Source organism: Psychrobacillus antarcticus (assembly GCF_029533155.1).
Taxonomy (GTDB): domain Bacteria; phylum Bacillota; class Bacilli; order Bacillales_A; family Planococcaceae; genus Psychrobacillus; species Psychrobacillus antarcticus.
The window spans coordinates 33,131-52,257 of record NZ_JAIZDB010000007.1; the positions used below are offsets into that span (position 1 = coordinate 33,131).

General features: G+C 37.5%; 21 protein-coding genes, 1 pseudogene and 1 riboswitch. Of the genes and pseudogenes, 10 read left to right on the forward strand and 12 right to left on the reverse strand.

Going from position 1 to position 19,127, the window contains the following annotated elements; all coding sequences use genetic code 11:
* The first annotated feature begins 29 nt into the window (after positions 1-29).
* The 5 genes from dacB (at position 30) to LDK52_RS05615 (ending at position 6,341) form a co-directional block, all read left to right on the forward strand.
* A complete protein-coding gene (dacB, locus tag LDK52_RS05595; protein ID WP_277584968.1) occupies positions 30-1,511 on the forward strand; it encodes a D-alanyl-D-alanine carboxypeptidase/D-alanyl-D-alanine endopeptidase in 1,482 nt (493 codons plus the stop codon).
* An 831-nt stretch (positions 1,512-2,342) separates the two neighbouring features.
* Positions 2,343-3,194, forward strand: coding sequence for an HD domain-containing protein (locus tag LDK52_RS05600; RefSeq protein WP_277584969.1), 852 nt, complete (start codon positions 2,343-2,345; stop codon positions 3,192-3,194).
* Between the two features lie 21 nt (positions 3,195-3,215).
* A complete protein-coding gene (locus LDK52_RS05605) occupies positions 3,216-3,440 on the forward strand; it encodes a hypothetical protein (RefSeq protein ID WP_277584970.1) in 225 nt (74 codons plus the stop codon).
* A gap of 130 nt (positions 3,441-3,570) precedes the next feature.
* The gene (locus LDK52_RS05610) at positions 3,571-4,146 is read left to right on the forward strand and encodes a TetR/AcrR family transcriptional regulator (RefSeq protein WP_277584971.1); all 576 of its coding nucleotides are present in this window, start codon (positions 3,571-3,573) and stop codon (positions 4,144-4,146) included.
* A 104-nt stretch (positions 4,147-4,250) separates the two neighbouring features.
* Positions 4,251-6,341, forward strand: coding sequence for an MMPL family transporter (locus tag LDK52_RS05615; protein ID WP_407081789.1), 2,091 nt, complete (start codon positions 4,251-4,253; stop codon positions 6,339-6,341).
* Between the two features lie 51 nt (positions 6,342-6,392).
* Here LDK52_RS05615 and LDK52_RS05620 read toward each other — a convergent pair whose 3' ends face one another.
* The 5 genes from LDK52_RS05620 to LDK52_RS20020 form a co-directional block, all read right to left on the reverse strand.
* Complete coding sequence (locus tag LDK52_RS05620) at positions 6,393-6,962, reverse strand: manganese catalase family protein (RefSeq protein ID WP_277584972.1); 570 nt, start codon at positions 6,960-6,962, stop codon at positions 6,393-6,395.
* Between the two features lie 15 nt (positions 6,963-6,977).
* Positions 6,978-7,244: a spore coat protein CotJB gene (locus LDK52_RS05625; RefSeq protein WP_277584973.1), complete on the reverse strand. Its 267-nt coding sequence runs from the start codon at positions 7,242-7,244 to the stop codon at positions 6,978-6,980.
* Positions 7,241-7,459 carry a spore coat associated protein CotJA gene (locus tag LDK52_RS05630; RefSeq protein ID WP_277584974.1) on the reverse strand — a complete coding sequence of 73 codons (219 nt, stop codon included), beginning with the start codon at positions 7,457-7,459 and terminating at the stop codon, positions 7,241-7,243. The genes LDK52_RS05625 and LDK52_RS05630 overlap by 4 nt, the downstream gene beginning before the upstream one ends.
* A 161-nt stretch (positions 7,460-7,620) precedes the next feature.
* Entirely contained in the window at positions 7,621-8,283 is a 663-nt protein-coding gene (locus tag LDK52_RS05635; protein WP_407081790.1) for an AEC family transporter, read from the reverse strand.
* Between the two features lie 6 nt (positions 8,284-8,289).
* Positions 8,290-8,526 carry a hypothetical protein gene (locus LDK52_RS20020; protein WP_320415342.1) on the reverse strand — a complete coding sequence of 79 codons (237 nt, stop codon included), beginning with the start codon at positions 8,524-8,526 and terminating at the stop codon, positions 8,290-8,292.
* Between the two features lie 239 nt (positions 8,527-8,765).
* Here LDK52_RS20020 and LDK52_RS05640 point away from each other — a divergent pair, with 239 nt between their 5' ends.
* The 3 genes from LDK52_RS05640 (at position 8,766) to LDK52_RS05650 (ending at position 12,061) form a co-directional block, all read left to right on the forward strand.
* Positions 8,766-9,536 carry a 3-hydroxyacyl-CoA dehydrogenase gene (locus LDK52_RS05640; RefSeq protein ID WP_277584975.1) on the forward strand — a complete coding sequence of 257 codons (771 nt, stop codon included), beginning with the start codon at positions 8,766-8,768 and terminating at the stop codon, positions 9,534-9,536.
* A gap of 213 nt (positions 9,537-9,749) precedes the next feature.
* On the forward strand, positions 9,750-10,901 hold the full coding sequence (locus tag LDK52_RS05645) for a thiolase family protein (protein ID WP_277584976.1): 1,152 nt from the start codon (positions 9,750-9,752) through the stop codon (positions 10,899-10,901).
* 11 nt (positions 10,902-10,912) lie between these two features.
* Entirely contained in the window at positions 10,913-12,061 is a 1,149-nt protein-coding gene (locus tag LDK52_RS05650; protein ID WP_277584977.1) for an acyl-CoA dehydrogenase family protein, read from the forward strand.
* A 72-nt stretch (positions 12,062-12,133) separates the two neighbouring features.
* Here LDK52_RS05650 and LDK52_RS05655 read toward each other — a convergent pair whose 3' ends face one another.
* The 5 genes from LDK52_RS05655 to LDK52_RS05675 all read right to left on the reverse strand — a co-directional run bounded on the left by LDK52_RS05655 (position 12,134) and on the right by LDK52_RS05675 (position 16,487).
* Positions 12,134-12,439, reverse strand: coding sequence for a hypothetical protein (locus LDK52_RS05655; RefSeq protein ID WP_277584978.1), 306 nt, complete (start codon positions 12,437-12,439; stop codon positions 12,134-12,136).
* Positions 12,440-12,606: 167 nt separating this feature from the next.
* A complete protein-coding gene (locus LDK52_RS05660; protein WP_277584979.1) occupies positions 12,607-13,713 on the reverse strand; it encodes a 5-methyltetrahydropteroyltriglutamate--homocysteine S-methyltransferase in 1,107 nt (368 codons plus the stop codon).
* A gap of 1 nt (position 13,714) precedes the next feature.
* Entirely contained in the window at positions 13,715-14,902 is a 1,188-nt protein-coding gene (gene metC, locus LDK52_RS05665) for a cystathionine beta-lyase (protein WP_277584980.1), read from the reverse strand.
* Complete coding sequence (locus tag LDK52_RS05670; protein ID WP_277584981.1) at positions 14,902-16,020, reverse strand: methionine biosynthesis PLP-dependent protein; 1,119 nt, start codon at positions 16,018-16,020, stop codon at positions 14,902-14,904. The genes metC and LDK52_RS05670 overlap by 1 nt, the downstream gene beginning before the upstream one ends.
* An 83-nt stretch (positions 16,021-16,103) precedes the next feature.
* A riboswitch (SAM riboswitch) is annotated at positions 16,104-16,209 on the reverse strand.
* 86 nt (positions 16,210-16,295) lie between these two features.
* Entirely contained in the window at positions 16,296-16,487 is a 192-nt protein-coding gene (locus LDK52_RS05675) for a hypothetical protein (RefSeq protein WP_277584982.1), read from the reverse strand.
* A gap of 428 nt (positions 16,488-16,915) precedes the next feature.
* Here LDK52_RS05675 and LDK52_RS05680 point away from each other — a divergent pair, with 428 nt between their 5' ends.
* The gene (locus LDK52_RS05680) at positions 16,916-17,476 is read left to right on the forward strand and encodes a TetR/AcrR family transcriptional regulator (RefSeq protein ID WP_277584983.1); all 561 of its coding nucleotides are present in this window, start codon (positions 16,916-16,918) and stop codon (positions 17,474-17,476) included.
* A gap of 174 nt (positions 17,477-17,650) precedes the next feature.
* On the forward strand, positions 17,651-18,175 hold the full coding sequence (locus LDK52_RS05685) for a DUF2798 domain-containing protein (protein WP_277584984.1): 525 nt from the start codon (positions 17,651-17,653) through the stop codon (positions 18,173-18,175).
* 104 nt (positions 18,176-18,279) lie between these two features.
* Here LDK52_RS05685 and LDK52_RS05690 read toward each other — a convergent pair whose 3' ends face one another.
* Entirely contained in the window at positions 18,280-18,513 is a 234-nt protein-coding gene (locus LDK52_RS05690; RefSeq protein ID WP_277584985.1) for a hypothetical protein, read from the reverse strand.
* 16 nt (positions 18,514-18,529) lie between these two features.
* A pseudogene (locus LDK52_RS05695) lies at positions 18,530-18,892 on the reverse strand (AIM24 family protein); the annotation flags it as partial.
* Between the last annotated feature and the right edge of the window lie 235 nt (positions 18,893-19,127).

Here is a 19,127-nt window from a genome sequence, read left to right on the forward strand (position 1 = left end):
AACTTAAAAGACGAATTAGGAGGAGTATAGTGGGGATTTGGAGAAAACTATTAGTTTCTGTCGTATCAATCGTGATGATTAGTAGTTCTGTATTTATTTCTACAAGTGAGCATAATACTGTTGAGGCAGCTTCTTCTTACAGCAGCCTAAAAACTAGCATCAATACTATAATGGCGGATAGCCGAATGAAAAGTGCTTCTACAAGTGTCACGGTGAGGAAGGCTTCTACCGGAGAAATTGTGTATGAACATTATGCAGACAAGGCGGTTACTCCTGCCTCTACGATGAAATTATTAACTGGAGCAGCTGCATTAGAAACGCTTGGTGAAAATCATCGTTTCTCTACAACGGTCTTATCAGAAGGTAAAGTGGAAAAAGGGACTTTAAAAGGAAATCTCTATCTAAAAGGACAGGGAGATCCAACATTACTAAAACAACATTTGGATAGTTTTGCAACATCATTGGCAAAACAAGGTATCAAAAATATTAGTGGAAATTTAGTTGGGGATGATACTTGGTATGACAAAGTTCGACTTTCTGCTGGGATTTTAGCAGAGGACGAGCCATATTACTATGCTGCACCAATCTCGGCATTAACACTTTCACCAAACGGAGATTATGATGCTGGTTCGGTCATTGTGACGGCAACACCAAGTAATAACGGAAGAAAAACAAATGTTACTTTGACACCTGCTACAAGTGTTTTACAAGTAATCAATAACTCCAAAACAGTACCTAAAGGATCTAAAAATACATTAAAAATAACTCGTAAAGTAGGTACTAATAAAGTAATCATTAGTGGCAATTCTCCATTCGGAACTTCCGGTATAAAAGAATGGATTTCTGTTACGGATCCAACTGCTTATGCGCTAGATATATTTAAAAAGTCATTAGCTGAAAAAGGTATAACATTTGCTACAGGCTCTAAGATAGTGCAAGCGAAGACACCAGAAAATGCAAAAGCTCTTACGTCTAGAAAATCAATGAATTTAAAGGATTTAATGATCCCCTTTATGAAACTAAGCAATAACACTCATGCAGAAGTTTTAGCGAAGGAAATGGGGAAAGTAGTACATGATGAAGGAAGCTGGAATGCAGGACTTCTTGTCATGCAGGAATACGCATTGTCGATTGGACTAGATGTTTCCAAATGGACATTTGAGGATGCCTCTGGAATGTCATATTCGAACAAAACAACTTCTAGTCAACTTTCGCAACTTTTATATTTAGTACGTTCAGAACCATGGTACCCGACATATAGTAAGAGTTTACCTGTGGCGGGTTCACCTGACCGGCTTGTTGGAGGTACTCTAAAAAATAGATTGAAAACAGCTCCGGCTAAAGGTAATGTAACTGCGAAAACTGGCAGTCTAGAAAATATTAAATCTCTAGCAGGATATGCAAAAACTAAAAGTGGAGAAACACTTATATTTACTGTGTTAACAGAAAAAAATAAATCGAGTACAATTCCAGTAATTGATAGAATTGCAACAACTATTGCAAATCATTAATAGAAAAGCGTCGCCTTTGCTACAAAGCATTGGTGGCGCTTTTCTTAAAAGATTAGAAAGTATAAATTGTACCGTGTAAACTGTGTTTTTGGGTGAAAGAATGAATTAATAATACTAATGATTTGCGTTTCAGGTGGGGTACAAAGGCTAAGAGCGCCACCTCGTGTGGCAACGCCTTTGTGACCAACATCCTGTTGGCCTCCAGGGGGTGAGTGATGAGGTATCACCGTCGCTAGCGCGTCGCTGTGATATCTCATCAGTCTCACTCATCCCGCCGGAGTCGCCACAAATTTCACTACAATCAATTAAGTGAGTAGTACTCTATATTAAGATTTAGCATAGCCTATAGCTTAGGTGATAATAGTGCTCAAAGTTAATATAGTGATAAAAACATCTGCTAAATTAGGAATACTATTTTGTAACGAAGGTTGAAAAAAGTAGATATTCTTTCATCTAGTGGAAATAAGAGAAATATTAAGTGTTCACTAAATAAAGAGGCGAGATAGCGAACGAAATTGCATCTTCGTGAGCTTCTTCTCAAAATAGGATAGGATTTTTTCTCTAGTTATCCAAAAATGCACTAACCTGTTTCTAAGAGTTGCAGGAGGGCGACGGATAGGCAAACGCCATAAGACTACCAACATCCCTAAAATTCACACGGTAATAATATAGCAAAACGTCTGTCCAAAGCCCTTCGAAAACGATAGAAACAGGTCTTGAACTTAAATGACTGGGCATGTGCCTGGTCTTTCTTAGTATAAACATTAGAAGGAAACCCACTAGGAAATATAGAATTAGTTAGTAGAAGCATAAATGAGGAGATTGATAAGGATGGGTAAACTAGTAGAAAAAGCGATTGAGTTTGCAGTAATAAAACATGCCGGACAAATGAGGAAAGGAACATCGATTCCTTATATTATGCACCCAATTAGTGTAGGTTTTATTTTGAAGGATGCAAGGCAATCGGATGAGGTTGTTGCTGCAGGAATATTACATGATACGCTGGAGGATACGGATACAACAGAGGATGAGTTGCTAAATGTATTTGGCAATACTATTCTTCAATTGGTGAAGGAAGCTTCTGAACCTGATAAGGGGTTGTCATGGGAATTGAGAAAACAGCATACAATTAATGGCATGTCGGAGAAAACAGTTGATAATTTATATGTAATTGTGGCAGATAAATTGCATAATCTAAGTACTATTGCTCAATCGGTAGAAGGAGAGGATGTTTGGCTTAGATTTAATCGACCTAAGAAAGATCAGTCTTGGTATCATCGGAGTATTGTAAAGGCAGTGAAAAATCGTCGCAAGGAAGTCCGTATTATTAAGGACTACGAGCTCTTAGTAAATCAATTGTTTGTCGGCGTAGATAAAGTGACTAATAAGATAGTAGATGTGATGTTAAGTAATCCCTATTATTGTGGAGAGAAAGAACGTGAAGTATTTGAACAATACCAAATTCTAAATTTCATGGAAGAAGTGTATAAAGAAGCTAATCAAATTTATCAGGAACAAAATTTTGATAAAATTGAACCGCTTATGCGTACATTGGAGAAAAGAGGAGTGCAATTTGAATACAATTCAGATGGGCCGTTTATCATTCTAAGCTTTCTTTATACGCTCAAATATCGCCTTGCTTGGTCAGACGATGAAACCGTTTCGCATTTTAAAAGAGTATAAAAATTTTTGGAGGCAAATAATATGGAGGAAAAGAAACCTAGTATGGCTATTTCGAAAGAAGAACTGGCGGAGCTCTTAAAGAATGCAGGTTCTACCAACCCAGAAGAATTTCCAGACAGCGATTTTGTATGGGATGATTTGGATAAGGATGATTGTCTTGACCAAAGTTACCCGGGTGTAAGCGAGGAGAATTATAACTTTAAAGGTCCAAATGAATTATTAAAAACCAAAATGAAGGAAATTTAAATATTTCTACTACTATTTAGCATCGGTTTTATTATGATAATACCTTCACTACTATTTTATGGTGATTTTAAAGTGTTGTTTAACTTTTTTCATCTATGTACTATACTATTTGGGTAGTGAGGTGAGATAAGTGGCACGAGAGCGTAAATTTACAGACGACGAGTTATTTAAAGCAACGAAGTTATTGCTAATTAAGGACGGCTATGATTCCTTTACATTTAGCAAGTTAGCTTCAGTGATGGAGGTTTCTCGTGGCAGTATATATAAATATTATGAGAACAAAGACAATCTTATATCGGAATTTCTCGTGTATGAAATGAATCGCTTTAATCTAAGTTTTAGTGGGCTCGATAAAAGTGGAGATTTTCAAACTCAGTTTTCTCTAGTTATTGATTTTATTTTTAAGCATAGTGAGATCCATCAGATATTGGAGATTATCAATCAAATTCCTAAAAAGTCTTCCCATCGAGACCAATCCAATCAGACAAAGTTAAATACATATTACATTGACATGTACAAACAATTTCAGGGATTAATCGAGCAGGGGAAGAAGGAGCAAGTGATTAAAAGTCATCTATCTGATGCTATAATTCTTGGGATGATTTTTCAAACAATTGCTATTCCCAATCATTTTGGAATTCCTAATGATGAATGGATAGCTTCCATCAGAGAAATCTTAAGTGAAGGAATGTTTCAAAAAGTTTAATTGACATACACGTCACTTTTACACATAATGTAAGTGACAGGTATGTTTTTTTGTCCAAAGTGACACTAGTGTCATGAATTAAATAAAAGTAGGAAGTGATCTTATTGAAAAAGATGCTAGCAAAAGTAACTGATTTTGTTACGACTCGCAAAGGTATGTGGATAACGTTAGGTATTTGGATAGCTCTAACAGTAATTCTTACCGTGTTTGCACCAGGATCAAGTGATCATAAAGTTTCAAGTGTAGCCTCGTTACCTGAGGATGCCCAATCAGTTATAGCTCAAGAAAATATTGATGAGCATTTTAAAGATGCGGAAAGTTTGCCGGGAATTTTAGTGCTTCAGTCTAAGGAAGAGATAGAAGTTAAAATGCTTGGAACTGCCTTGGATAAAGTAGCGGCAGCAGATATAAACGGCTTAAAGGAAATGCTCCCTTTTAGTAAACTGCCACCTCAAGCGCTAGAAGGTTTTTTCTCAGAAGATAAGAAAACAGCCGTTATTCCGCTAAGTTTTATCACTTCTCTAGAAACTTCTGATTTAGAAGAGAGCTTGGATCAGGTGAGTGAAATTGTAACGGAGGAAACCGGTTCAACCGTTTATATGACGGGACCGGCTGGAATTGCTGTAGATACGACGAATTTATTTGAACGTGCTGATGTTGTTTTAATATTGTCGACAGTGGGGATTATTTTAATTCTATTAATTGTCATTTATCGTTCTCCATTATTAGCGCTAATTCCCCTTTTAGCAGCAGTTTTTGTGTATCAGGTAGTAAATCAATTGCTTGGAATTTTAGGAGGTAACGGTTTAGATTTAGCTAGTCAGTCTTTATCCATTATGTCTATCCTACTGTTTGCCGCAACGATTGACTATTCGTTGTTCGTATTCTCTCGTTACAGGGAAGAGTTAATGAACTATGAAACTAAATTCGATGCGATGAAATATGCAATGCGCGAAACTGGAATTCCTGTATTCTTCGCAGGTGGTACAGTTTTAGCTGCAATGCTCGTACTTTTCTTTGCATCATTTGGAGATTATCGTAATTTTGCTCCAATATTCGGGACAACAATGCTTGTTATTATGTTTGCATCGGTTACATTAATCCCAGCATTATTTACACTTTTCGGTCGCAAGTCTTTCTGGCCACGTGTACCGAAATATGGGGAAAAAGAAGTAAAAGCAAATTCATTATGGAACAAAATTGCGAGGTTTGTTGTCAATAAACCTAAAATTGCTGCTGCTTCCATATTAGTGATTTTAGTTGTTTCCGCCTTGAATCTATTCAATTTGAATTATGAATTTGATACGATGAAGTCATTCCCTGATGATATGCCTTCTCGTGAAGGGTATGAAATTATTGAAAATGAATTTGCAAAAGGGGATTTAGCTCCTACCACTGTCTTGTTTGAATCTGAAAGTGAAATTACGGAAGAGACGCAAGCAAGTCTAATCGAACAGTTATTACAGCAAGATTTAGTTAGTACTGTTAGAGCTACGGGGATTTCAGAAGATGGACTTGCAGCACAATTCCAATTAACATTTGAGGAAAGTCCATATTCAACTAAGTCGATGGATGCTCTGGAGAAAATGATTGAAGATGAAGAAAGTATTATTAATAGTAGCAATATAGAAGGTAATTTATACTTTGCAGGCGAAACAGCCTCACAAGTGGATGATCGTTCCGTAAATAGTCGTGATCTTATCCTTATAATTGTGCTGGAAACAATATTAATTTTTATCTTATTAATCGTTTTAACGAAATCTATTAAAATGCCAATATACATGATGGGGACTATTCTATTGTCCTTCTTGGCAGCGCTTGGATTAGGTATGTTCTTAACTAACTTATTCTTCGATATTGATACGATTAGTAATCGTGTTCCGTTGTATTCGTTTGTGTTCCTAGTAGCACTCGGAATAGATTATAATATTATTCTTATATCAAGATATTTAGAAGAGCGTGAAAAACATCCTGTGAAAAAGGCGGTAGAAATTGCGGTTTCTCACACGGGTGGGGTTATTTCTTCGGCAGGTATTCTCTTAGCTGCGACCTTCGCAGTATTAATGACTCAGCCGATCCAATTGTTATTCGTTTTCGGATTTATCGTGGCGGTCGGCATTATTTTGGATACATTCTTAATACGAGGTATTTTATTGCCTGCTTTAATAGTTATGTTTGAAAAAGATAAAAAATAAAATAACGCATGGTCATTTTGGTAAAATTCCAAAAGATCATGCGTTTTTTGGTTAAAAAACCTTCTTCCTATCCCTTTCATCTTTAAGCATTTCAACAGCCTCACGGAAACGAAGAGAATGAATGTTTTCTCGTTCTCTTAAAAAACGTAATGAATCATTGATACCAGGATCATCTGAAATATCGATTAACCACTGGTAGGTTGCACGTGCTTTTTCTTCTGCAGCAATATCTTCATATAAGTCGGCAATAGGATCACCTTTAGATTGTATATACGTAGCTGTAAATGGAACGCCCCCAGCATTCTCATAGAATAATGAATGGCCATGATTAACAAAATGTGCACCTAAACCTGCTTTTTCTAGTTGTTCAGGAGAAGCATCCTTCGTCAATTTATAAATCATGGTCGCCAACATTTCAAGATGTGAGAATTCCTCAGTGGAAATATCCGTAAGTAATCCGATTACTTTATCCGGAACAGTATAACGTTGGTTCATATATCGGAGTGCAGCTGCCAGTTCACCATCAGCACCTCCGTATTGCTCCATAATATATCTTGCGAGCATTGGATTACAGGTGGTTACTTCAACAGGATAAAGCAACTTCTTTTCATAAACCCACATCTAATTTCTCCTTCCTCATAATTGCCATGGCCAAGGGGCTTGGTTCCAGCGCCAACCAACTTCTAGTGCCTGTTTAGAGGGTGTGGATTTTAGGGATATTGGTCCAAACTTATTTTCATATTGTTTACGTGCAGCCGCAGCATCTTTAATCGCTTCTCTCCATTGATCCAAAGCATCTTCATCATCAGGGTGTGTATCCGTGTATAATGTCCATTCAACAACAACAAAATCCGTTTGCTGTATTTTTTTTAATAGAGCCATTCTTTCATCAAAAACACTCATGAAATTCCTTCCTCTCTGAAGAATCCATCCACAAATTGGGGCCAGAGCGAACCATGAATTAGTGCCTCCTCAGGAGAAAATTGTGGTAGACCAGGTTGCTGGAAATTTGTGAAAATCTGTGGTGGCAACACAAAATACTTTACGGTAATAGGAGGGCAGGGATCCCGTGGCGAAACAAAGGGCTTATAACTTCCTCGATAACTTGGATGTTGCAAATGATATCACTCCTTCTACCTAACCTATGAAGCCAGAACTTGTCTAATTCTTAATAAAGTTGTCTTTTTCTATAATGTATTGGCGTATATATAAAAACTCTTATTAGCTATGAAAAACTAATAAGAGTTTGCTGGTGTGAAAGTTAATTTTTATTACTCTATTACACACCTAAGAAAAATAAAACTAACGGAATAGAAACGATGCTAATGAGCGTTGTAATTAGAGTTGTAAACGAAACAAGATCTGGTTCTGTATTAAACTGCAATGCTAACATCGTTGTATTAGCTGCAGTTGGCATAGCCGCTAAAATAATCGCAACTTGTTTGACAGTATCATTAACCGGCAAGAAATATAAAATTCCAACAGCTAGAAGGGGGGATATAATTATCCGAATAACAGAAACTGCAGCAACGTATCGATAGGCAACCCTATTTCGCGAAATGACAGCTAATTGCATTCCGAGAACGAGCATTACTGTTGGTATAGATGCATCCGCAACAAGTCCAACTCCATCCAATACCGCCTGTGGTAAGGGTAGTCCGGTTTGTTGAAGGAAAATACCGATTGCAGCTGCATACACGAGCGGCATCCTAATAACTCTGTGCACTGACTGCTGCCATGTCGCTTTCTCGCCACCACCAAGAGATGCGAAAAATATACCAAATGTATTAATGAATAAACCATGTAAAACCATGATGATTACAGCATAATCAAAGCCAGTAGCACCTAAAGCAAATAACACAACAGGAGCTCCGTAATTTCCACTATTCATAAACATTCCACCTAAAATCATCGCAGAAAGTTCCGAGCGTGATGATTTCATAAGAATTCAAGTTACCCAAGTAATTATAAGTAAAATAAACGCCAAAATAAGACAGAATAAGACGATATAAAAATATTCCATCGTTAAGGCATTAGTATAAAAAGTTCGGAAAGCTAAAAATGGGGACATTAGATATAGCGCAGCTGTAGAGATAGATTTAATATCGAAGCCAATAAATTTTTGTCCTATAAATCCGATAAAGAAAATAATAAAAACCGGCAATATAATTAATACAAGTTCCAATTCAACACCTTCAATCTAATATCATAATTTAATAGTTCACTTCACTCTATTAACTCACTATATCATATTGTTTGAATATTTTTGTGACTCCAGAATATAACCAGGCAGTAGTAGGCGCGAGTGCCCAAGAGAATATGAGCTTATTCAAATCTAAGAGAATAATACTTTTCCCTTAGGTTTTTTGCGTTATAATTTAAATGAACTATTAAAAATTTTCAGTCAATGATTGGGGTGGAACAATGGATATTAATAACAAAGTGGCAATTGTAACAGGTGGAGCATCTGGATTGGGACTTGGAACTGTTTCGCACTTATTACAAAAAGGAGCTAGGGTAGTAATTTTTGATTTAAATGAAGCATTAGCTAAAAAGGTCACTCTGGAATTAGGTGAAAATGTATCGTATGAAATAGTTAATGTGACTGATGAAGAATCTGTCCTTAGTGCAATTCAGCAAACAGTAGAAAAGTTTGGGGCAATACGTATTTGTGTGAATTGTGCAGGTATAGCTCCAGCACAAAAAACAGTAGGAAAATCTGGAGCAATGCCTTTAGAAAATTTCAAGAAAGTAATAGATATAAACTTAATAGGAACGTTTAACACATTGAGATTAGCTGCTGCGGAAATGACTAAAAATGATTTGCTTACGGAATCCGGTGAGCGAGGCGTTATTATCAATACGGCCTCAGTTGCAGCTTTTGAGGGTCAGATGGGGCAGGCAGCTTATAGTGCTAGTAAGGCAGGGATAGTAGGGATGACGTTGCCTATTGCAAGGGATCTGTCCTCTTTTGGAATTCGTATTAATGCGATTGCTCCAGGATTATTCCATACACCTATGGCAGCTGGCATAGATTATAGAGTAATAGAAAAGCTAGAGTCATTAGTGGAATTTCCAAAGCGACTAGGGCGACCAGAGGAATTTGCTTCATTAGTAGTTTTTATGATTGAAAATGAGTATATCAACGGGGAAGTCATTCGATTAGACGGAGCAATTCGAATGCAACCGAGGTAACAAGAAAAGCGCAAGCGCCTAGCTTTGGAAGTCAGTCTAAGTTCGCGACATCGTGTCGCAACGACTGACTGACCCACTTCCTGTGGGCCTCCGAAATACTGAAGCGACTCGAGAGGCTGGTGACCGGAGCTGGACAGACAGAAAAGTTAAAGCACCTACTCGATGGGCTAGGCGCAGAAACTGGACTAAAGAAAAGCGGAGGGTGGAAATGATATGACAGAGGTTGTAATAGTAGAAGGGTTACGAACAGCAATCGGAAGAAGAAAAGGGGCGCTTTCAGAATATCGACCAGACGAACTGGCAGCGTTAGTTTTAGACGAGTTAGTAAATCGTGCTGGTGTGGATAAAGCGGACATAGATGATGTCATTTTAGGATGTGTTACACAAATAGGGGAACAGGGTGGAAATATCGCCCGTACTGCAGCATTGATTGCTGGATTCCCCATACATGTACCTGGGGTTACCATTGATCGTCAATGTGGTTCAAGTCAACAGGCAGTCCATTTTGCTGCACAAGCAATTGCCTCTGGCGATATGGATATAGTCATTGCTGGTGGTGTAGAAAGCATGACGCGTGAGCCGATGTTTTCAAATGTAGGAAATGCGAAGCTAAGTCCAAAACTAACCGAGAAATATGAAATTATCAATCAAGGGTTATCGTCAGAGCGCATGGTCAAGAAATGGAATTTAACGCGTGAAGAACTGGATAGATATTCTTCTGAAAGTCATACAAAAGCCTTTGAAGCAATTGAGAAAGGTCATTTCGAAAAAGAAATTGTTCCAGTAGAGGTTCCACAAGCAGATGGTACAGTAAAAAGCTTTGCAATTGATGAAGGCCCTCGTGCAGGTTCTACTGTTGAAGTATTAAGTGGGTTAAAACCTGTATTTGATGAAAATGGTGTCATTACGGCTGGCAATGCTAGTCAAATGAGTGATGGTGCTTCTGCAGTTCTTTTAATGTCTCGTAAAAAGGCAGATGAGTTAGGACTAAAACCAAAAGCTCGTATAGTAGCTCGCAGTGTTACTGGATCTGACCCGACGCTTATGCTAACTGGTCCAATTGAAGCGACGAAAAAAGTACTTTTAAAAGCAGGACTTACAATAGAAGACATGGACACCTATGAAGTCAATGAAGCCTTTGCACAGGTTCCATTAGTTTGGCTTAAAGATACAGGTGCCAATCCAGAAAAGTTAAATCCAGATGGAGGGGCAATAGCATTAGGTCATCCATTAGGAGCTACAGGAACAAAGTTATTAGTAACCCTACTTCATAGATTAGAACGCACGGGTGGCCGCTATGGTCTTCTTGCTATTTGCGAAGGAATGGGCATGGCAAATGCCACAATTATTGAAAGAATTGAATAGGGGGTCTAGTAATGGGAAGATATAGATTTGAGACAGAGGAGCATGTAATATTTCGAAAATCTTTACGAAATTTTCTTCAAAAAGAAGCTACGCCCCATTATGATTCATGGGAAAAGGATCGACTTATTCCAAAGGATTTTTGGAAAAAACTTGGTGAGATGGGCTATTTATGTCCACAGGTAGAGGAAGAGTATGGTGGTCTCGGTCTAGACTTTAGTTTTGGTGTCATTATTTCAGAGGAATTAGAAAGAGTAGGTTCAAGTCTTGTAGGGGTTGGATTGCATAATGATATTGTCGTTCCTTATATAGAGTCTTTTGGTTCGAAGGAACAAAAGAAACGATGGCTACCGGGGTGTATAACTTCAGACTTTATTTCTGGCGTAGCTATGACAGAACCAGGAGCAGGTTCAGATTTGGCAAATATACAAACAACTGCAATACGCAATGGAGATCATTACGTATTAAATGGGCAAAAGACATTCATTACTAATGGAATAAACGGCAATCTATTTTTGGTAGTAGTGAAAACGAACCCAAAAGCAGAACCGAGGCATCAAGGTATAAGTTTAGTGATGGTGGAAGAGGGGATTCCTGGATTTTCGAAAGGGCGTAAGTTAGACAAGGTGGGATTACATGCACAGGATACATCGGAATTATACTTTGAGGACTGTCGTATCCCCGTTTCTAATTTAATCGGAGAAGAGGGCAAAGGCTTTAGTTACTTAATGGAGAAACTACAACAGGAAAGATTAGTAGTAGCCATCTCTGCTCAAATTGCTTCGGAGGATATGCTAGAAATGACAATGGAGTATGTGAAATCTCGTAAAGCTTTTGGAAAACCAATAGCAGCCTTTCAAAATACACAATTTAAAATAGCAGAGATGGCAACAAAAGTCGAACTTGGAAAGTCATTTTTAGAATCACTAATTGAGGATCATATTGCAGGGAAAGAAGTAGTTACTAAGGTGTCGATGGCGAAATATTGGCTGACTGAAACTGCAAGAGAGATTTCAATTGAATGCATGCAATTGCATGGAGGATATGGGTATATGGAAGAATATAAAATTGCCAGAAGATATCGAGACATTCCAGTAGCATCTATTTACGCTGGGACCAATGAAATAATGAAGGTTATTATTTCAAAGAACTTAGGGTTATAGAGTGAATAGTTAAAGCCCGGCAAATGAATTAGCTACTCATTTGCCGGGCTTTATTAGGTTTCGTGTAATCACTTAATTACCAGCATGTCTCCATTGTGTAGGAGTATCCGCTTTAGGGCAATTAGGGAAAGTACCGCCTTCTGCTAGTTCTAGCTCATCGCCATCTTCATCGATATAAGTACCAGATTCCGTTACTGGTTCGCCTGAATTATGATGATGACCCTCTGCGTGCTTCCAATAAGTCACTACTGATGATTCTGGGCAAGAAGGGAATTTATCACCCTTATTTAAAGTTTTAGTAATTCCAGCTTCACATGTGTATGCTCCAGTCTCTTCTACTACGTCATCTGTTGCGTGCTCATACTGTTGGTTCCCCATATTAAATTCCTCCTTCATGTTTATTAACCTCAGCTATTTATTTACCCAGTGCAGCATGTCTAAAACATTACATTTAGGAGGGGGAGTTTATAGATGAACATAGTATTCAACTTAAAAAGTGTGCATCCATTATTATCTGGATGCACACTTTTAGATTTTGAATCGTTTTATTTCCAAACATCATTAGCTATTTCAATAACATGCTGAACCTTCGACCATTGTTCTTCCTCTGTTAAAAGATTTCCCTCTTCGGTAGAGGAGAATCCACATTGTGGACTTAAACACAGCTGATTAAGGGGTACATAGTTAGTAGCTTCCGTAATTCTATTTTTGATAAGCTCAGCATCTTCTAAATCCCCATGTTTTGAGGTGATTAATCCTAATACGATAGATAAATCTGAACGGTTAACATGACGAAGTGGTTCGAAACCTCCTGAACGTTCATCATCAAACTCAAGGAATAAACCATCTACATCTAATCCAGCAAAAATAGTTTCCGAAACTAGCTCATAGCTTCCACTAGTAATATACGTAGACTTGAAGTTTCCTCGGCAAATATGCATCGTAATTAATAAATCTTCAGGACGTTTTGCAATGGACTCATTAATAGCGCGTGCTGATAATGCCAATGCTTCATCCAATTCGAGACCTTTTTCTTTTAATGAAGCAATTCCTTCTTCAGAAAAAGTGGTTGCCCATGAAGTATCGTCAATTTGAAGATATCGACATCCTTCATCATAAAGTGCTTGAATTACACCTTGGTATGCAACGACTAAATCGTTAAGCAATGCTTCTTGGTTTGAATAAACGCCATCTTCAATAGTAGCTCGGTACAATAACATATTTGGACTAGGTATTGTGAATTTGGCAACAGCATCACCTGCGATACTTTGAAGGAACTTAAAGTGTTCAATCATATAATGCGTGCTAAAACCAATTTTCCCTGTTACTTTTATACCGTGGGCTTTTGTTTGAACGCCCTTAAATGCTAATCCTTTATCTGTTTCATAAAATTCTACGCCGTCAAATCCACCAAGGAAATCGAAATGCCACCATTTACGTCTAAACTCTCCGTCTGTAACAGCTTGAAGTCCAATTTCCTTTTGTTTTGCTACTAATTTCGTAATTTCTTCATCTTCTATTTGTTTTAATTGATCTGCTGTCAATTCATTATTTTCAAATTGTAGACGAGCTTCTTTTAAGCGAGCTGGTCGTAAAAAGCTTCCTACATGATCTGCTTTGAATGGTGTATTTAATACTAATGGTTTTGACATTTTATATACCAACTTTCTCAATTTGTTTCGATGCAATTGCTAACGCTTGTTCAAAGTCAGCTATTAAATCATCCACATTTTCTAATCCAACCGAAAAACGTAAAAGACCATCTGTTATTCCACGTTTTTCTCGTTCCGCTTTAGGCATCGCAGCATGTGACATTTGAGCTGGATGTGACAGAATGGATTCTACTCCGCCCAGACTTACCGCAAATACTGGAATTTTAACGTTTTCTACAAAAGCCTTTGCAATGGATCTAGTCGGTAAACGGAAGGAAAGGACTGCTCCAGCACTACTCGACTGCTTGTTATGAATTTCATATCCTGGATGAGAAGGAAGACCAGGGAAAAAGACTTTTTCCACTAAATCATGTCCACTTAAGTAATTTGCAATTTTTTGTGTAGACTGTGCAGATTTCTCAAAACGCACACTCAGTGTTTTTATTCCTTGGATTAAAGAAAATGAATCCTGTGATCCTAAAATAGCACCAAATGAGTTTTGGATAAAAGCCAAACGCTTACCTAAATCCTCGTCTTTTGTAACCGCAAGTCCTGCAATAACATCCGAATGTCCAGATAAAAATTTTGTGGCACTATGTAAGACGATATCAACTCCTAAATCTAGTGGACGCTGGTAAATCGGTGTCATAAAAGTATTGTCTAAGAAGGTTAAACAATCATTGGATTTTGCAAGCTCTACGACAGCCGTAACATCTGTAATACCTAAGCATGGATTCGAGGGAGTTTCGATATAAATTAATTTTGTATTCGGCTGAATAGCGTTGGCAATTGCTTCTATATTAGTGAAATCTGCAAAAGTATGCTCAATACCAAAACGAGGCAAGACTTCTGTAACAAAACGGAAGGTACCACCGTATACATCTTCGGTAACGACAATATGATCGCCAGAAGACAAAAGCATAAAGGCAGAAGAAATAGCCGCAATTCCTGAGGCAAATGCCAGCCCTCTACTACCGCCCTCTAATTCTGCGATCGTTTTTTCCAGTGCATTTCTCGTAGGATTTCCCGATCTGCTATAGTCATAAGGTCCAAAATTATCAAAGCTTTCTTGATGGAAAGTGGAGGATAAATAGATAGGAACATTGACAGCTCCAGTTTTTATCTCCGAATCTCCACGAGTAGATGCCAGGATTAGGGTAGTTTCTAGCGATTCTTTATAGCTACTCATTAGTTAGCCACCTCATTTTCTAAAGTATTGAATACTTGTTTCAAATCCGCGATTATATCATCTGCTTCTTCAATTCCCACTGAAAAGCGTAGTAGGCTGCTGTCAACGCCACGTGCATTGCGTTCTTCCTCAGGGATATCAGCATGTGTTTGAGTAGTAGGATATGTGATGAAGCTTTCCACCCCACCAAGGCTTTCAGCAAAAACAATTAGCTGAAGTCTTTCTAGGAAAGGAGCAACCCATTCGCTTTTTTGCAAACGGAAGGAAATCATTCCACCTTTACCAGGATACAAAACATCCTTAACGGTAGACTCATTCTTCAAAAAAGCTGCAACCTTTTTGGCATTTGCATCATGCTGTCTCATACGTAGGTGAAGTGTTTTTAATCCTCTTATTAATAACCAAGAATCGAAAGGAGAAAGGACAGCGCCTGCAGCATTGTGGTTGGTTAGTAATTGGTCGCTTAGTTCAGTACCTTTTGTGACAACAAGTCCTGCAAGTACGTCGTTATGGCCTCCAATATATTTTGTACCACTATGCATGACAATATGGGCACCCAATTCAATAGGTCGTTGTAAATAAGGGGTTAAGAATGTATTGTCTACGATTAATATTAGATTATGTTTTTTTGCTACATCCGCAAATAGTTGTATTTCGACTTCTTGCATCAAGGGATTAGTGGGCGTTTCGATAAATAGTGCTTTTGTATTTTCTGTTATTAAAGCTGTTACTTCATCAGCTGATTCAAATTTTGCATATGTAGTACGGATATTGTAGGAATCTGCGTACTGGTTAAATAATCGATACGTCCCGCCATACAAATCTTCAGAAGCAATAATCTCATCACCGGAACGGAAAAGGGATAAAATCAATTGTATTGCTGCCATACCAGAACTACAGGCAAAGCCAGCATCGCCGCCTTCTAACTTAGCAATTCCTTCTTCTAAAATAGCGCGTGTCGGATTTTTAGTACGAGTATAGTCATATCCTGTAGATTGCCCAATCCCATTATGTTTGTAAGCTGTGGATAAATAAATGGGCGGGTTTATAGCGCCGGTTTTCTCATCACTATGATTTCCCAATTGTACTAACTGTGTTTCAATACTGTTTTTTGACATAAGTATTCATCCTTTTCAATTAAAATAAAAAAAAGAGGTTTCTCTAATAAGAAGAGAAGCCTCAGTAAATATCGAAGTTTGTCTTCTTATCTTCAGAACGTAAACGTTCATTGGAATTAGCACCATACCTTGATTTGGCTGGTTGCTGAGACATCTACGGGCCAATCCCTACGTCTCTCTGGATAAGAAAAATATATAAAATTATCAAGAGTTTAAATTTAAATAAGCTTAACACGTAGTTGGTATTAATACAATGCGCATTTTAATAGATAATATTAATAAAGTGTCAATATTAAAATAATTGCACCGAGTATTAAAGATACCCAGCCTAACTTTTGAGAATAACCCAAAGCAATTATTCCTAAAAGAACTGCTCCAGCACCTAACCAAAGCGGAGCATAAAAGAAACCAAGCACCCCTAAAACAATACCTAGTAAACTGACCCATAAACCAGTAGAAGAATCCAACATCCACACCTCCGTTCCTAAATGTAGGACCCCAAGGTACAGCGTCCCTTCCTGTAATATATGAAGGGAATAGGGGAGGCGCATAAACAATCTGCGGAATTGTTTAAGAAACAGGTGCTTTTAACACTTGCCTCTAAAAGAAAGTAGTATATTTATTATCATTTAGATTACCGAAAAAAGGGTCGCTGGTTGGTTGTGACGTTCGTCACAACCAACCAGCGACCCTAAAAATTCACTCGGTAATAATATAGCAAAATGTCTGTCCAAAGTCCTTAGAAAACGATTGAAACAAGTTTTGACTTCAAAGAGGGCCTACACGTTTATTAATTCAGAACGTACTTAATTAAGTTAAAAAAATACTACAATGTAGTGGAAAAAATGTTATACTAACAAACGGACCAGTTGGTATGTTGGGAGGAAAAAATAATATGGATACTAAATCACACTTGATTGAAACTGCTACAACCCTTTTTCAGCAAAAAGGCTATAAAACTGTAGGACTCAATGAAATTTTAAAAGCTTGTAACGTTACAAAAGGAGCTCTTTACCATCACTTTCCAAATGGCAAAGATGAACTTTTGGTTACTTGTTTACTTGCTCTAAAAGAAGATATTACAACAGATATCCAAACTATTTTCAGTAAGCATCTTTCAACTAAGGATGCCATCATATCAATGATTGATACGTTGATTCATAGTTTTGAAAAGACCGGAACCATTACTGGATATACATTTAGCAGCATTGTTAGTGAAATGGCTACAATGAGTGAAGAGGTACGTAAAGCTTGCAGTGATTTATATGAAAACATTGAACATATTTACTGCACTAAACTTTTAGAGGATGGTTTTTCGAAGGAAGCAGCTACTGCCATGTCGTTATTATTGACTGCGTCGATTGAAGGGGCAATGATGCTATGTTTAACACAACAATCGACTGATCCTTTAAAAACAATTGCTAAACTATTACCAAATATCATGGAGAAATTTTAAATAAGAAAAATACAGTAGTTTATGTAGACTCTGTTAATAGTAGGAATTGATGACATTCCAAACGTTTTCCCCTCCATAACGTTATAAACTATTACACAACCGACACTGTTTTTTGAAACAAATAACTATTATCAAGGTCTAGAAGAAGCTTTCAGAAAGGAAGGAAATGAAGATATGCATTTAGAAAAAAGATTACCAAGAAACGGGAAAGAGGGTCTTTTGTACGGAACTATTATTTCTACATTGACCGTAATATTTATGACATCATTTAGTGTCATTATCGCTGCTGGAGAATTTACCTCAATACAATTTATAAACATACTGAAGGTTTTACCGATTATTTGGATTATCGTCATGATTATTGAACCAACTATATTCGGTCGTATTGCAGAAGCTTTAGTGGCAAAATTCACTAAACCAACAGACAGTTTTAATGCCAAGATTTTATTCCGTATTATTTTCACTGTATTAGGAATGTCAGTCGCTATGACATTTATTGGTGATATTGTAGGGAACGGGTTTACACCTGAAATTTTCAGCAATTGGTTACACAATTGGCCACGTAATTTCGTAGTTGTTCTTATTGCAGAAAGCTTAGTAATTCAACCAATTGCACGTTTTGGGATGGTGAAATTACACGAGTCCCAAGATGCTAAAGCTCAAGCAGAAGCTGTTGTACCAGAAGTACAAAATAACTAAAAAAACGCTCAGACATAATTTTGTCTGAGCGTTTATTCTTTTTCTAATCATTCTGGAGTACGAATAACTAAAACATCACATTTAGAAGAACGTATTTAAAAGTTCTAAGATTTGTATGCAACATAGGACTGTGTATCCGCAACTTCTAGTTGAATATGTGCAACATTTGGGTCTGTATTCGCAACAATATAGAAACGTGCAACTTTCATATGATTGCGCGGAACATAAGACTGCACATGCGCAACATTGAGGCGAATACCCACAACATTAAACTCTGTATCCGCAACATCAAAGGATATCCAGGCAAATAAAAAATAATGACTTAAAACGCAAGTCATTATTTAAAATCAATATCTATTTCCCACCAAGTAGGTCAAATAATCCGCCTGCTATACTGCCTTCATCTTTTGAACCGCCACCTGATCTTTGTGGGGCAGCAGCAAATACTTTACTAGCTAATCTACTAAATGGCAGCGATTGAATCCATACGGTACCGGGACCACGAAGGGTAGCGAGGAATAATCCTTCTCCACCAAATAGGGCTGTTTTAACTCCCTTGACCATTTCGATATTGTAATCTACATCCGAAGTCATTGCTACGAGACACCCAGTATCTACACGTAAAACTTCCCCTTGCTGTAGAGACTTTCTATGAATAGTTCCTCCTGCATGTATGAAAGCGAGACCGTCACCTTCTAGTTTTTGCATGATGAAACCCGCACTTATCCTACCTTATAAAGTGTCCACCCATGTAAATACTGTAAAATCAAGGTTCTTGCAAGTTTGTGAATTGGACACTAATCAAATTTAAAAATGGATAGTATTTAAAATTCCTAAGTCTAAAAATTCCTTTTTATTCCATATAAAAAGGACGCTTGTGGTACTATTTGTTTTGTTATAAAGTCCTATAATAAATTTATTATCACATCATAGTTAAAAGTGTATTATTACT

What these genes read in the sequence shown, in the direction of transcription:
- LDK52_RS05600 (WP_277584969.1), top strand. Translation starts at nt 2,343, where the DNA reads ATGGGTAAACTAGTAGAAAAAGCGATTGAGTTTGCAGTAATAAAACAT.
- LDK52_RS05605 (WP_277584970.1), top strand. Translation starts at nt 3,216, where the DNA reads ATGGAGGAAAAGAAACCTAGTATGGCTATTTCGAAAGAAGAACTGGCG.
- LDK52_RS05620 (WP_277584972.1), bottom strand. Translation starts at nt 6,962, where the DNA reads ATGTGGGTTTATGAAAAGAAGTTGCTTTATCCTGTTGAAGTAACCACC.
- LDK52_RS05625 (WP_277584973.1), bottom strand. Translation starts at nt 7,244, where the DNA reads ATGAGTGTTTTTGATGAAAGAATGGCTCTATTAAAAAAAATACAGCAA.
- LDK52_RS05635 (WP_407081790.1), bottom strand. Translation starts at nt 8,283, where the DNA reads ATGAAATCATCACGCTCGGAACTTTCTGCGATGATTTTAGGTGGAATG.
- LDK52_RS05640 (WP_277584975.1), top strand. Translation starts at nt 8,766, where the DNA reads ATGGATATTAATAACAAAGTGGCAATTGTAACAGGTGGAGCATCTGGA.
- LDK52_RS05645 (WP_277584976.1), top strand. Translation starts at nt 9,750, where the DNA reads ATGACAGAGGTTGTAATAGTAGAAGGGTTACGAACAGCAATCGGAAGA.
- LDK52_RS05650 (WP_277584977.1), top strand. Translation starts at nt 10,913, where the DNA reads ATGGGAAGATATAGATTTGAGACAGAGGAGCATGTAATATTTCGAAAA.
- LDK52_RS05655 (WP_277584978.1), bottom strand. Translation starts at nt 12,439, where the DNA reads ATGGGGAACCAACAGTATGAGCACGCAACAGATGACGTAGTAGAAGAG.
- LDK52_RS05660 (WP_277584979.1), bottom strand. Translation starts at nt 13,713, where the DNA reads ATGTCAAAACCATTAGTATTAAATACACCATTCAAAGCAGATCATGTA.
- metC (WP_277584980.1), bottom strand. Translation starts at nt 14,902, where the DNA reads ATGAGTAGCTATAAAGAATCGCTAGAAACTACCCTAATCCTGGCATCT.
- LDK52_RS05670 (WP_277584981.1), bottom strand. Translation starts at nt 16,020, where the DNA reads ATGTCAAAAAACAGTATTGAAACACAGTTAGTACAATTGGGAAATCAT.
- LDK52_RS05680 (WP_277584983.1), top strand. Translation starts at nt 16,916, where the DNA reads ATGGATACTAAATCACACTTGATTGAAACTGCTACAACCCTTTTTCAG.
- LDK52_RS05685 (WP_277584984.1), top strand. Translation starts at nt 17,651, where the DNA reads ATGCATTTAGAAAAAAGATTACCAAGAAACGGGAAAGAGGGTCTTTTG.
- LDK52_RS05690 (WP_277584985.1), bottom strand. Translation starts at nt 18,513, where the DNA reads ATGACTTGCGTTTTAAGTCATTATTTTTTATTTGCCTGGATATCCTTT.